Source organism: Moritella sp. F3 (assembly GCF_015082335.1).
Taxonomy (GTDB): Bacteria; Pseudomonadota; Gammaproteobacteria; order Enterobacterales; family Moritellaceae; genus Moritella.
In genome coordinates, this window is sequence record NZ_BLRL01000099.1 from 1 (window position 1) to 255 (window position 255).

General features: G+C 61.6%; 1 pseudogene. It reads left to right on the plus strand.

Annotated elements, in window-relative coordinates:
• Window positions 1–185, plus strand: a pseudogene (locus tag JFU56_RS22600) (hypothetical protein); the annotation flags it as partial.
• Window positions 186–255 lie beyond the last annotated feature (70 nt).

Below are 255 nucleotides of genomic sequence, written 5' to 3' on the forward strand. Positions count from 1 at the left end.
GCTATGGTTTCGACGCCATGCGCGACTACCTTGCCGAACACCTGTCGATTCCGGTCGTCACGGGCTTGCCGTTCGGCCATTGCCCAACCAAGGCGACACTGCCGATTGGCGCGCAGGCCGAGCTGGATGTTGACGCCACGGGCTTTACGCTGCACTTGTCGGGGTATCCGACACTGAAGGCGTAAGTCTTCCGGCCATCCGGGTCACGTCCGGGTGGTAAAATCTCGGGTTCTCCAAATGGCGACCGGCCAAGTG